9 protein-coding genes are annotated in these 13,305 nt (G+C 68.7%); 7 read left to right on the top strand and 2 right to left on the bottom strand.

What is annotated here, in order from left to right; genetic code table 11:
• Positions 1-12: 12 nt before the first annotated feature.
• On the top strand, positions 13-939 hold the full coding sequence (locus tag ACIQZO_RS32130) for a carbohydrate ABC transporter permease (protein ID WP_403632985.1): 927 nt from the start codon (positions 13-15) through the stop codon (positions 937-939).
• Between the two features lie 18 nt (positions 940-957).
• Here the strand turns inward: ACIQZO_RS32130 and ACIQZO_RS32125 are convergent, their stop codons facing one another.
• Together ACIQZO_RS32125 and mgtA are read right to left on the bottom strand one after the other, a co-directional pair.
• Positions 958-1,386 (bottom strand): hypothetical protein, encoded by a 429-nt coding sequence (locus ACIQZO_RS32125; protein ID WP_403632982.1) that lies wholly within the window; start codon positions 1,384-1,386, stop codon positions 958-960.
• 36 nt (positions 1,387-1,422) lie between these two features.
• Positions 1,423-4,143, bottom strand: coding sequence for a magnesium-translocating P-type ATPase (mgtA, locus tag ACIQZO_RS32120; protein WP_403632980.1), 2,721 nt, complete (start codon positions 4,141-4,143; stop codon positions 1,423-1,425).
• A gap of 594 nt (positions 4,144-4,737) precedes the next feature.
• Here mgtA and ACIQZO_RS32115 point away from each other — a divergent pair.
• From ACIQZO_RS32115 to ACIQZO_RS32090, 6 genes are all read left to right on the top strand, one after another.
• The gene (locus tag ACIQZO_RS32115; RefSeq protein ID WP_189967455.1) at positions 4,738-5,952 is read left to right on the top strand and encodes an ROK family transcriptional regulator; all 1,215 of its coding nucleotides are present in this window, start codon (positions 4,738-4,740) and stop codon (positions 5,950-5,952) included.
• A 117-nt stretch (positions 5,953-6,069) separates the two neighbouring features.
• Positions 6,070-7,182, top strand: a complete 1,113-nt coding sequence (locus ACIQZO_RS32110) for a substrate-binding domain-containing protein (RefSeq protein ID WP_403632977.1) — start codon at positions 6,070-6,072, stop codon at positions 7,180-7,182.
• 162 nt (positions 7,183-7,344) lie between these two features.
• Positions 7,345-8,133, top strand: coding sequence for an ATP-binding cassette domain-containing protein (locus ACIQZO_RS32105; RefSeq protein ID WP_403632975.1), 789 nt, complete (start codon positions 7,345-7,347; stop codon positions 8,131-8,133).
• 26 nt (positions 8,134-8,159) lie between these two features.
• Complete coding sequence (locus ACIQZO_RS32100; RefSeq protein WP_403633168.1) at positions 8,160-9,449, top strand: sugar ABC transporter permease; 1,290 nt, start codon at positions 8,160-8,162, stop codon at positions 9,447-9,449.
• A 263-nt stretch (positions 9,450-9,712) separates the two neighbouring features.
• Complete coding sequence (gene dxs / locus ACIQZO_RS32095) at positions 9,713-11,662, top strand: 1-deoxy-D-xylulose-5-phosphate synthase (RefSeq protein ID WP_403632972.1); 1,950 nt, start codon at positions 9,713-9,715, stop codon at positions 11,660-11,662.
• 124 nt (positions 11,663-11,786) lie between these two features.
• Positions 11,787-13,286 carry an amino acid permease gene (locus tag ACIQZO_RS32090; RefSeq protein ID WP_403632969.1) on the top strand — a complete coding sequence of 500 codons (1,500 nt, stop codon included), beginning with the start codon at positions 11,787-11,789 and terminating at the stop codon, positions 13,284-13,286.
• Positions 13,287-13,305: the final 19 nt, after the last annotated feature.

Below are 13,305 nucleotides of genomic sequence, written 5' to 3'. Positions count from 1 at the left end.
CGGGAGACCCTCATGACCACAGTGATCAAGGCTCCGGGCGAAGCGGCCGCGGAGCGGTCCGGGGGAGCCGGACCGAGCGGGGAACGGGGCGCGAAGAGCTCCGAGGGCATGGTCCTCAACGTCTTCTCCCACGGCTTCCTCGCCGTCTGGGCCATACTGATCGTCCTGCCCCTGATCTGGCTGGCGCTCGGCTCCTTCAAGACCGACGCGCAGATCGGCGGATCGGCCCTCAGCCGGCCCTCGAACTGGAACCTCGACGCGTTCGGCCGGGCCTGGGACAAGGGCATCGGCGACTACTTCGCCAACACCCTCATCGTGATGGTGTTCTCGGTGCCGCTGACGATGCTGCTCGGCTCCATGGCCGCGTACGTACTGGCCCGCTACCCCTTCCCGGGGAACCGGTTCGTCTACTACTTCTTCGTCAGCGGGGCGATGTTCCCCGTCTTCCTGGCGCTCGTCCCGCTCTTCTTCATGGTCAAGCGGTTCGACATGCTGAACACGTACCAGGGCCTGATCCTGGTGTACGTCGCCTACTCGATGCCGTTCACCGTCTTCTTCATGCACTCCTTCTTCCGGACGCTGCCGACGGCGGTGCACGAGGCGGCGGTGATCGACGGGGCCTCGGACACCCGGATCTTCTTCCAGGTGATGGTGCCCATGGCCAAGCCAGGCCTGATCAGCGTCGGGATATTCAACATCCTGGGCCAGTGGAACCAGTACATCCTGCCCTCGGTGCTCATGCAGCCACAGACGGGATCGGACCCCGAGCGCTACCTGCTCACCCAGGGGCTGATCCAGCTCCAGCAGCAACAGGGATACGAGACCGACCTGCCCGTCCTCTTCGCCGGTGTCACCATCGCCATGATCCCGATGCTGGTGGTCTACCTGTCCTTCCAGCGCCAGATCCAGGCGGGGCTCACCTCGGCGACGCTGAAGTAGCGGCTGCGGTCTCCGGCGTCAGGGGCCGCCGGAGGCCTTCCGCAGCTTGTAGAGCGTCCCGGAACCCGGGTCGCCGACCTCCTGCTGGATCCGGGGCTGCCCAGCGGTGCCGCCGACGCTCCACGCGGGCCAGGTGCACCCCGGGACGTCCACGCGGATCTTCTGCGTCCAGACGTTGCGGCCGGGCTCGTAGACCCAGGTCCCGGAGCCCGGACAGCTCGGCGACGGGCCGCCGGGGTCGCTGTGGTGGCGCCCGCCGACGCCGGCGGCGGTGACCCGGCCGTCCGGGGCGAAGACCAGGGTTCCGCCCGTGTGGTCGACCCAGCTGCCGGGCATGGTCCGCGGACCGATCGCCGGCGGCTCGTACGCGGGCAGCAGGCCGGCGGTGAGTCCGAGGACGCCGAGCAGGCCGGTGCCCGCCACCGCCGCCGTGCCCCACAGCGCCACCCGCCGCAGCAGTCCCTCGCGCCTTCGCCGGGGTTCCTACAGCCAGGTGTTGAACCGGCGGATGTACCAGGTCTTCACCAGCTGGGTGAGCGTGCAGTAAGCGAGCAGTACGCCGATCAGCCACAGGAAGTAGCTCGCCGGCAGGGCCACGAAGCCCAGCGAGGGAGCCAGCGGTGAGAAGGGCAGCCAGAGCCCGGTCAGCACCGCGAGCACGGTCATCACCATCACCGGCCAGGAGGCGCGGGACTGGATGAAGGGGATCTTCCGGGTGCGGATCATGTGCACGATCAGGGTCTGCGAGAGCAGGCCCTCGATGAACCAGCCGGACTGGAAGAGGGACTGGCTCGCCTCGCTGTTCGCCGCGAACACATGCCACATGATCAGGAACATCGAGATGTCGAAGAGGGAGCTGACCGGTCCGATGGTGACCATGAAGCGGCCGATGCCCTTGGCGTCCCAGTTGCGGGGCCGGCGCAGGTACTCCTCGTCCATCCGGTCCCACGGGGTCGCCAGCTGCGCGATGTCGTAGACCAGGTTCTGGACCAGCAGCATGATGGCGAGCATCGGCTGGAAGGGGATGAAGGCGCTCGCCACCAGGACCGAGAAGACGTTGCCGAAGTTCGACGACGCGGTCATCTTGATGTATTTGATCGTGTTGCCGAAGGTGGTCCGGCCCTGGATCACGCCCTGCTCCAGGACGGTCAGGTCCTTCTCCAGCAGGATGATGTCGGCCGACTCCTTGGCGATGTCCACGGCCGTGTCCACCGAGATGCCGACATCGGCGTCCCGCAGCGCGGCCGCGTCGTTGATGCCGTCGCCGAGGAACCCGACGGTGTGCCCGTCGGCCTGCAGGGCCCGTACGATCCGGGCCTTCTGGACCGGGTTGACCTTGGCGAAGACCGTCGTACGGGCGGCCAGCGCGCGCAGCGCCGCGTCGTCCAGGCCGTCGGTCTCGGGGCCGAGCACCACCGGTCCGACGTCGATGCCGACGTCGGCGCAGACCCGGGCGGCGACCAGGTCGTTGTCGCCGGTGACGACCTTCACCGTGATGCCCTTGTCGGCCAGGCCCGTCAGGGCCCGGGCGGCTTCGGCCTTCGGCGGGTCGAGGAAGGCGAGGAAGCCGACCAGCGTCAGCCCGTCCTCGTCCGCGACGCTGTAGGCCTCCCGCGGAGTGTCCATCGTGCGGGTGGCGACGGCGAGGACCCGCAGGCCCTGCCGGTTGTTGTCCTCGGCGATCCGGGTGACGTGCCACCGCAGCTGATCGGTCAGCCCGACCCTCTCACCGCGGTCCCTCATGTGGGTGCAGAGGTCCAGGACCTCCTCCACGGCACCCTTGGTGATCATGATGTGTTCGCGGTGGCCGAAGTCGCCGACCACGCAGTTGCGGTCCAGGACCACGGACATCCGGCGCCTGGCGAAGTCGAAGGGGATCTCGTCGACCATCGAGAACCGTGCGTCGACGACAACCTCCTCGGCCTCGTCCACGCGGTCGATGACGGCCTGGTCCATCAGGTTCTTCAGGCCGGTCTGGAAGTGCGAGTTGAGGTAGCCGTACTCCAGCACCTCGCCGTCCTCGTCGCCGTGCACGTCGAGGTGGCGGTCCAGGACGATCCGGTCCTCGGTGAGGGTGCCGGTCTTGTCCGTGCAGAGCACGTCCATGGCGCCCAGGTTCTGGATGGCACCCAGCCGCTTGACGACCACCTTGCGCCTGGACATGGCCACCGCGCCGCGCGCCAGGTTGGCGGAGACGACCAACGGCAGCATCTCGGGGGTCAGCCCGACGGCCACGGCGATACCGAAGAGGAAGGCCTCGTCCCAGTCGCCCTTGGTGAAGCCGTTGATCATGAAGACGACCGGGACCATCACGAGCATGAAGCGGATCAGCAGGAAGCTGACCTTGCGCACGCCGGTGTCGAAGCTGGTCTGCGGCCGCTCGCCGACCAGCGAGCCGGCCATCGAGCCGAAGTAGGTGTCGGCGCCGGTGGCGACGACCACGCCGGTGGCGGTGCCGGAGGTGACCGAGGTCCCCATCAGGACCAGGTTGCCGGCCTCCACCGGGTCGGTGGTGTCAGGCCGGCCGAGGTCCTGCAACCGGGTATCGGCCTTGGCCACCGGCAGGGACTCGCCGGACAGCGCGGCCTGGCCGACATTGAGGTCCTTGGCGGTGATGAGCCGCAGGTCCGCGGGGATCAGGTCGCCGGCCGCCAGCTTGACCACGTCGCCCGGGACCACCTGGTCCATGGGCACCTCGAACGTGGTGGGCGCGGAGCCGCTGCCGGCCCGGCGCTGCACCGCGCAGGTGGTGGTGACCAGCTTCTTCAGCGCGTCGGCGGCGCGGCCCGAGCGGTACTCCTGCCAGAAGCGCAGCAACCCGCTGATCCCCACCATCACGGAGAGGATGACGACGCCGGGATCCGCCGGGTCCTGCCAGTACATGACGGCCGCGAGGAAGACCAGGACGGCGATGAAGGGGTTCCAGAAGGCCTTCGCCAGCTGGAGGTACCAGCGGGGGGCGCGCTCGTGGGCGACGATGTTGGCGCCGTGGCGCTCCAGGCGCAGTGCGGCCTCTGCGTGGGTGAGGCCGGCGGGCGAGGTGTCGACCTCCTGCAGGACCTGGACGCCCGAGCGGGCGCTGATCCCGGCGAGGCGCTCGCCGACGAGCCGGGTACGGGCCTCCAGCTCGGCGGCCCTGCGCTCGCGGCGGGAGCGGCCCGGCGGTGCGAGCTTGGCCGGGGTACGGGGGGTGAGCATGGTCATGACGAATACCTCCCTCCACGGTGTCCGGGCAGCGCGAAGCCGAGCGGTCACGTGGAGTGATCATGGGTCGGCGCACGGTGGCCCCGAGGGGCCGCGGGCACGCCGATGGGCATGGATGACGCACACCCGGCACGGTTGGCGGGGCATGCGGAAGGAAGGGAATCTGGAAGGTAGGAACGCGTAGCAACGCGAGCGCGCACAGGGCGGCGGTCCACCGCTGCCGTGCGTACGCAAAGAAAGGTCAGCCGGTCACGAGGTCAGCCGACGAGAGCGCTGCAAGGACTTCGATCGGGACTCATCCCGAACACCTCCTTGCGTAGCGCGGTCATTGCGAAACGCCCGATCCGGCCGGAAAGGCCACAGATGATCGGCGTCTCAGCGACCGTAGCACGATCCAGGGGGCCGCTTCTCTGCCCCTTTAGGTCAGTAGTGGCCGTTTCATGCCGCGTCAGCCTCTTGACGTCTGGATGCGCAAAGGCTCGACTTAAGGTTCACAAGTTGGAGAGATGCCGGGGTCTCGGAGCGTGCAGCCGTGACATGCCCCGGCCGGGGGGCGACGGCTTGCCGTCGCTAATGGGCAGGAGTGGATGAGTCGTGCAGACTCCCGGATCGCAGTCGTCGCTGCATCGCGCGAATCTCGAACGGGTCGTGCGGGCGGTGCGGCTCGCGGGATCGCTGACCCAGGCGGAGATCGCCCGCGCCACCGGACTGTCGGCGGCCACGGTCTCCAACATCGTCCGGGAGCTGAAGGACGGCGGGACCGTCGAGGTCACCGACACCTCGGCCGGCGGCCGCCGGGCGCGCAGCGTCTCGCTCAGCGGTGACGCGGGAATCGTCATCGGTGTCGACTTCGGCCACACCCACCTGCGGGTGGCGGTGGGGAACCTCGCCCACCAGGTGCTGGCCGAGGAGTCAGAGCCGCTGGACGTGGACGCCTCCTGGGCGGACGGCTTCGACCGGGCGGAAGCCCTGGTCGGCCGGCTGATCGCGGGCATCGGCGTGGGGCTGGAGAAGGTCATCGGCGTGGGGCTCGGCGTACCGGGCCCGATCGACGTGGAGTCCGGCACGCTGGGCTCGACCGCGATCCTGCCGGGCTGGGCGGGCATCAACCCCCGCCAGGAGCTCTCGCAGCGCCTCGGAGTACCCGTGTACGTGGACAACGACGCGAACCTCGGAGCCCTCGGTGAACTCGTTTGGGGGAGCGGGCGGGGAGTGAAAGACCTGGCCTACATCAAGGTGGCCAGCGGCGTGGGCGCGGGCCTTGTGATCAACGGCCAGATCTACCGCGGACCCGGCGGCACGGCGGGCGAGATCGGGCACATCACGCTGGACGAATCGGGCCCGGTCTGCCGCTGTGGCAACCGCGGCTGCCTGGAGACCTTCGCGGCCGCCCGGTACGTCCTGCCGCTGCTCCAGGGCACGCACGGGCCGGAATTGACGATGGAGCGCGTGGTCGAGCTGGCCCGCGAGGGGGACCCGGGCTGCCGCCGCGTGATCACGGACGTGGGCCGCCACATCGGCAGCGGCGTGGCCAGTCTGTGCAACCTCCTGAACCCGAGCCGGGTGGTGCTGGGCGGCTCGCTGGCGGAGGCTGGTGAACTCGTGCTCGCCCCCATCCGTGAATCGGTGGGGAGGTACGCGATTCCCAGCGCGGCCCGGCAGTTGTCGGTGCTGACGGGGAACCTGGGCGGGCGGGCCGAGGTGCTGGGCGCCCTGGCGCTCGTACTCAGCGAGATGGGCGATTCGACACTTTTGTCAGATCATGGAAGTGGAGTGCGAGCTCCCGCCGTCTTGTCTTCAGGTAGATAACGAATGGCACCGTTGTCATCTCGTTAAGAATTCACTCCTTGACGGCAAAACGCGGCCGGGGTTGACTCACATCCACCTCGGCCGCGGCGTAGCGGCCTCGTCAGGGAGGTTCAAGTAATGAACACGCGTATGCGCAGAGCCGCTGTAGCCGTTGCCGCCGGCGCCATGGCCGTTTCCCTTGCCGCTTGTGGCAGCGCCAAGGAGTCCGGCGACAAGACGAAGGAATCCGGCGCTGCGAAGGGCGACGCGATCAAGGTCGGTCTGCTCCTGCCGGAGAACCAGACCGCGCGTTACGAGAAGTTCGACAAGCCGCTCATCGAGAAGAAGGTCGCCGAGCTGACCGGTGGCAAGGGCGAGGTCGTCTACGCCAACGCCAAGCAGGACGCGACCACGCAGAACTCGCAGGTCGACACGATGATCACCAACAAGGTGGACGTCCTCATCGTCGACGCGGTGGACTCCAAGGCCATCGCCGGGTCGGTCAAGAAGGCGAAGGAGGCCGGCATCCCGGTCGTCGCCTACGACCGCCTGGCCGAGGGCCCGATCGACGCCTACACCTCCTTCGACAACGAAGAGGTCGGCAAGGTCCAGGGCAAGGCGCTGCTGGAGGCGCTGGGCGACAAGGCCAAGGACGGCCAGATCGTCATGATGAACGGTTCGGTCACCGACCCGAACGCCAAGCTCTTCAAGTCCGGTGCGCACTCCGTCCTCGACGGCAAGGTGAACGTCGGCAAGGAGTACGACACCGTCGAGTGGAAGCCGGAGAACGCCAACACCAACATGGCGGCCGCCCTCTCGGCGCTCGGCAAGGACAAGGTCGTCGGCGTCTACTCCGCCAACGACGGCATGGCCGGCGGCATCATCACCGCCCTCAAGGCGGCCGGCGTCTCCCCGCTCCCGCCGGTCACCGGTCAGGACGCCGAACTCGCCGGTGTGCAGCGCATCGTCGCGGGCGAGCAGTTCATGAGCGTCTACAAGCCGTACGCCCCCGAGGCCGAGGCCGCGGCGAAGATGGCCGTCGCCCTCGCCAAGGGCGAGAAGCTCGACGGAGTCAGCACCTCCACGGTCGACAGCCCGACCACCAAGGGTGTCGCGTCCGTCCTGATCCCGGTCGTCTCGCTCACCAAGGCCAACATCAAGGACACCGTCGTCAAGGACGGCGTCTACTCGGTCGACGAGATCTGCAGCGACAAGTACGCGGCGGCCTGCGCCGCCGCCGGCCTGAAGTAGCGGCCCCCGCCGTCTCCCCACGAGACGGCCCCCGTGCCTGACCGGCGCCCCGCCCATTCATCCCCGCCACAGGGCGGGGCGCCGGGCAGAAACGTTCCTCCCCCATACGCCCCGCTCCTGCTCTTTTTGCACGACATCCCCGCCGGTCAGGCGGCGAAGGAGATGGTTCATGTGTCCGCTGCGCCCGTGCTGGCGTTGCGAGGGGTCTCGAAGCGGTTCGGCGCCGTTCAGGCCCTGACCGACGTAGAACTCGAGATCCACTCCGGTGAAGTGGTCGCCCTCGTCGGCGACAACGGTGCCGGAAAGTCCACGCTGGTCAAGACCATCGCCGGCGTGCACCCCATCGATGAAGGTGTCATCGAGTGGGAAGGCCGCTCGGTCTCCATCGGCAAGCCCCACGATGCCCAGAACCTGGGCATCGCCACGGTCTACCAGGACCTGGCGCTGTGCGACAACATCGATGTCGTCGGCAACCTCTTCCTCGGCCGGGAGCTCAAGAGCTTCGGCATCCTCGACGAGGTGGAGATGGAGCGGCGCGCCCGCGAGCTCCTGACCACCCTGTCCATCCGGATCCCCAGTGTCCGGATCCCGATCGCCTCGCTCTCCGGCGGTCAGCGCCAGACCGTGGCGATCGCCCGTTCCATGCTGGGCGAGCCCAAGCTCGTCATCCTCGACGAGCCCACCGCCGCTCTCGGCGTCGAGCAGACCGCACAGGTTCTCGACCTGGTGGAGCGGCTGCGCGAGCGCGGCCACGCCGTCATCCTCATCAGCCACAACATGGCCGATGTGAAGGCCGTCGCCGACAAGGTGGCGGTTCTGCGGCTGGGCCGCAACAACGGTGTCTTCAACGTCGCCGACACCTCGCAGGAAGAGATCATCTCCGCCATCACCGGTGCCACGGACAACGCCGTGACCCGCCGGGCGGCCCGCACCTCGGAGGCCGGCAAGTGAGCACCCAGAACCCTGCCACCGGTCCACTGGACAAGGGCCCGGTCGACCAGCAGGAGCACATCGACCCGGTCAACCCCGCGGCCGCGCACGACGCGATCCCGGCCGTGGACCCCCGCCTGCTCGTCAGGGAAGAGGGCCTCGCCGGATACGTGGGCGAGTTCAAGCGGAAGATGAAGGCGGGCGACCTGGGTTCCCTCCCGGTCGTCATCGGCCTGATCGTGATCTGGTCCATCTTCCAGGGGCTGAACTCGAACTTCCTCTCCCCGGAGAACCTCACCAACATCGCGATCACGATGACCGGTACGGGCATGATCGCCATCGGCATCATCTTCGTGCTGCTGCTCGGCGAGATCGACCTCTCCGTCGGCTCGGTCAGCGGTGTGTCGGGTGCGATCGTCGCCGTCCTCGCCGTCACCCACGGCGTGAACGAATGGCTGGCGATCCTCGCGGCCATCGTGGGAGGCGCCCTGATCGGTGCCATCCACGGCTTCTTCTTCGCCAAGATCGGCGCCCCGGCCTTCGCCGTCACCCTGTCGGGCCTGCTCTTCTGGCTCGGCGCGATGCTGCAGATCCTCGGCAGCAACGGCACGATCAACATCGACTCCGACGGCGTGGTCGGCCGGCTGACCACGTACTTCTTCTCGGACGTGGCCGTCGCCTACGGCCTGGCCGCGCTCGCGGTGGCCGGATACTTCCTCGCGGCCTTGCTCGACGCGAGGCGCCGCGAGGCGGCCGGGATGCCCTCCCGGCCGCTCGTCGAGATCCTGCTGCGCACGGGTCTGCTCGCGCTGTGCACCTTCGGTCCCGCCGTGCTGTTCAACCAGTACAAGGGCCTGCCGCTCGCGGTGGTGCTCTTCCTGCTGGCCCTGGTCGTCACGGACTTCCTGCTGCGCCGCACGACCTTCGGGCGAAACGTCTTCGCACTGGGTGGCAGCGTCGAGGCCTCCCGCCGTGCGGGCATCAACGTCACCCGGATCCGGATCACGGTCTTCGCGATCTCCAGCACCTTCGCCGCCATCGGCGGCCTGTTCTGGGCCTCCAAGATCGCGGCGGCCAACCAGAGCGCCGGCGCCGGCGACCTGCTGATGAACGTGATCGCGGCGGCCGTCATCGGCGGCACCAGCCTCTTCGGCGGCCGGGGCCGGACCTGGAACGCCCTCCTCGGCGTCATGGTCATCGTCTCGATCCAGTACGGTCTGGCTCTGGAAGGCATCGCCACGCCGATCCAGTACATGATCACCGGTGCGGTGCTGCTGGCGACCGTGGTGATCGACTCGGTGACGCGCAAGACCCAGAAGACGGCCGGCCGCGCCTGATCGCGCGTCCGATCGCCCGCCGGAGCCCCACCCGGCGGTAAGACCGGTCACAGTGCCCGGCGCCACTTTTCGTGGCGCCGGGCATCGGTGCGTACATGTACGGGGTACTCATGTGCGGGTATACGCCCGTATGTGATGTGTGGCTGAGCGGTTGGGCGTACATGTATGACAAAGGTGTGACTCCCCCGGGACGGCCCGATGACCGCGCCCGGGATCGGAACATTAGACTCGACAGACCAGCAAGCAACTGCAAGGAGGCACGGGTGCTGCTGACCCGCATCAAGGGACCGCGCGATCTGGACCGGCTCAGCCAGGAGGAGCTCGACCAGCTCGCGGCCGAGATCAGGTCCTTCCTCGTCGACGCCGTCTCCAAGACCGGCGGGCACCTCGGCCCCAACCTCGGGGTGGTCGAACTGACGATCGCCCTGCACCGGGTCTTCGACTCGCCCAAGGACAAGGTCCTCTTCGACACCGGCCACCAGGCCTACGTCCACAAGCTGCTCACGGGCCGCCAGGACTTCGCCGGCCTGCGCACCAAGAACGGCCTGTCGGGCTACCCCTCGCGCGCCGAGTCCGACCACGACGTGATCGAGAACTCGCACGCCTCCACCGTGCTCGGCTGGGCCGACGGCCTGGCCAAGGCCAACGAGGTGCTGGGCCGCGAGGACCACCACGTCGCCGCCGTCATCGGCGACGGCGCGCTGACCGGTGGCATGGCCTGGGAGGCGCTGAACAACATCGCCGCCGCCAAGGACCGCCCGCTGGTGATCGTCGTCAACGACAACGAGCGCTCCTACGGCCCCACCATCGGCGGCCTCGCCAACCACCTGGCCACCCTGCGCACCACGGACGGCTACGAGCGCTTCCTGGCCCGCGGCAAGGAGATCCTGGAGCGCACCCCGGTCGTCGGGAAGCCGCTCTTCGAGACCCTGCACGGCGCCAAGAAGGGCCTCAAGGACTTCATCGCCCCCCAGGGCATGTTCGAGGACCTCGGGCTCAAGTACATCGGGCCCATCGACGGCCACGACATCGAGGCCCTGGAGTCCGCCCTGCAGCGCGCCAAGCGCTTCAGCGGCCCGGTCATCGTGCACTGCCTCACCCAGAAGGGCCGCGGCTACACCCCGGCCCTGGAGCACGAGGCGGACCGCTTCCACGCGGTCGGCGTGATCCACCCGGACACCGGCCTGCCGGTGAAGACCGCCGCTGCCAGCTGGACCTCCATCTTCGCCGACGAGATGGTCAAGCTCGGCCACGAGCGCGAGGACATCGTCGGCATCACCGCCGCCATGCTTCACCCGGTCGGCCTCAACAAGTTCGCCGAGGCCTTCCCGAACCGGATCTACGACGTGGGCATCGCCGAGCAGCACGGCGCCACCTCGGCGGCGGGCCTGGCCACCGGCGGGGTCCACCCGGTCTTCGCGGTGTACGCGACCTTCCTCAACCGCGCCTTCGACCAGGTCCTGATGGACGTGGCCCTGCACAAGTGCGGCGTCACCTTCGTCCTGGACCGGGCCGGTGTCACCGGCGACGACGGCGCCTCCCACAACGGCATGTGGGACATGTCCATCCTGCAGGTCGTGCCCGGCCTGCGGCTCGCCGCCCCGCGCGACGCCGAGCAGCTGCGCGCCCAGCTCCGCGAGGCCGTCGCGGTCAAGGACGCCCCGACCGTCGTGCGCTACTCCAAGGGCGTCGTCGGCCCGGCCGTACCGGCCGTCGGCCGGATCGGCGGCATGGACGTCCTGCGCGCCCCGGGCGCCGAGGTCACCCTCCCCCTCGGCCCTTCGGGCCTGGGAGGTGCCCCCACGGACGTACTCCTCGTCTCGGTCGGCGCGCTCGCCCCGATGTGCCTGGAGGTCGCCGATCTGCTGGACAAGCAGGGCATCTCCACGACCGTGGTCGACCCCCGCTGGGTCAAGCCCGTGGACGAGGCCCTGGCCCCGCTCGCGGACCGGCACCGCGTGGTCGTCACCGTCGAGGACAACGGCCGTACCGGTGGCGTGGGCGCCGCCGTCTCGCAGGCCCTGCGGGACGCGGGTGTCGACGTACCGCTGCGCGACTTCGGTATTCCGCAGCGCTTCCTCGACCATGCCCTCCGCAAGGAGATCATGGCCGAGATCGGCCTGACCGCGCCGGACATCGCCCGGCAGGTCACCGGCCTCGTCGCCAAGCTGGACGGCCGCTACGACACCGAGCCGGCCGCCGCCGTCGACTAGTCCGCAATCCGCCGCTCGCGCCGTTCGTAGATCGACGCGCGGTTGCACGTCACGGGTCGGGAGATCACTCTTGAGGAGTGGGCCTCCCGGCCCGTTCGTGCGTCGTCACCTCTCGGAGGCGTCGGTGAGCAAGGATCTGAACAGCCCATTCCGTACCAAGACGGTGGAGCAGTCCATCCGCGACACGGAGGAGCCGGAACACGCGCTCCGGAAGTCGCTTTCCGCCTGGGACCTCACGGTCTTCGGCGTGGGCGTCATCATCGGCACCGGCATCTTCGTCCTCACGGGCATCGCCGCCAGGAACAACGCCGGTCCCGCCACCGCCCTGGCCTTCGTGGCCGCGGGCATCGTCTGCGCCCTCGCGGCGCTCTGCTACGCCGAGTTCGCGTCCACCGTCCCGGTGGCCGGGTCGGCGTACACGTTCTCGTACGCCTCGATCGGTGAGCTGCCCGCCTGGATCATCGGCTGGGACCTGGTGCTGGAATTCGCACTCGGCACGGCCGTCGTCGCGGTCGGCTGGTCCGGGTACGTGCGCCACCTGATGAGCACCAACCTCGGCTGGGACCTGCCCAAGGCGCTGTCCGGGCCGGACGCGGGCGGACACTTCGACCTGCTGGCGTTCCTGCTGGTCCTGGCGCTGACCGCGATCCTGGTCGTGGGGACGAAGCTCTCGGCCCGGATCACCGCGGTCGTCGTCGCCATCAAGGTCACGGTCGTCCTGCTGGTCATCATCGCGGGCCTGTTCTTCATCAAGGCCGACAACTACTCGCCGTTCATCCCGCCGGCCCAGCCACAGGCCGAGGGCGTCAGCGGCTGGCATGCGCCGCTGGTCCAGCTGCTCTTCGGCTACGAGCCCACGAACTTCGGCGTCATGGGCATCTTCACGGCGGCCTCGCTCATCTTCTTCGCCTTCATCGGCTTCGACGTGGTCGCGACGGCGGCCGAGGAGACCAAGAACCCCCAGCGGGACATGCCGCGCGGCATCCTCGGCTCGCTGCTGGTCTGCACGGTGCTCTACGTCGCAGTGACCCTGGTGGTCACGGGCATGCAGAAGTACTCGGAGATGTCCCCGACCGCGCCGCTCGCCGAAGCCTTCAAATCGGTGAACCAGCCGTTCTTCTCGGGTGCCATCAGCCTGGGCGCGGCCGTCGGCCTGATCACGGTGTGCATGATTTTGCTGCTCGGCCAGACCCGCGTGTTCTTCGCGATGAGCCGCGACGGACTGCTGCCGCGCGTCTTCTCCGTCACCCACCCGAAGTACCGCACCCCGTACCGGGCGACCATGCTGCTCGGCGGGATCATCGCCGTCGTGGCGGGCTTCACCAGCCTGGCAACCCTCGCGGAACTGGTGAACATCGGCACGCTGTTCGCCTTCGTGGTGGTCGCGCTGGGCGTGATCGTCCTGCGCAAGACCCGCCCCGACCTGCACCGGTCCTTCCGCACCCCGTGGGTGCCTTTCGTCCCGATCGTGTCGATCGCGGCCTCGTTCTGGCTGATGCTCAACCTGCCGGCCGAGACCTGGCTGCGCTTCGGCATCTGGATGGCCATCGGCATCATCGTGTACTTCGCCTACGGGTACCGCAACAGCCGCCTGCACCAGGTCGGCCAGGACGCGAAGTTCTGAGCGCCGACCGCACACGACG

The organism is Streptomyces sp. NPDC097617 (assembly GCF_044761485.1).
Lineage (GTDB): Bacteria > Actinomycetota > Actinomycetes > Streptomycetales > Streptomycetaceae > Streptomyces.
The sequence above is the reverse complement of the archived record's forward strand: the minus strand, read 5'-3'. Positions and strand labels throughout refer to the sequence as shown.

Bases quoted from the DNA above. Each gene is read 5' to 3' on its own strand.
- ACIQZO_RS32130 (WP_403632985.1), top strand. From the start codon at position 13: ATGACCACAGTGATCAAGGCTCCGGGCGAAGCGGCCGCGGAGCGGTCC.
- mgtA (WP_403632980.1), bottom strand. From the start codon at position 4,143: ATGACCATGCTCACCCCCCGTACCCCGGCCAAGCTCGCACCGCCGGGC.
- ACIQZO_RS32110 (WP_403632977.1), top strand. From the start codon at position 6,070: ATGAACACGCGTATGCGCAGAGCCGCTGTAGCCGTTGCCGCCGGCGCC.
- ACIQZO_RS32105 (WP_403632975.1), top strand. From the start codon at position 7,345: ATGGTTCATGTGTCCGCTGCGCCCGTGCTGGCGTTGCGAGGGGTCTCG.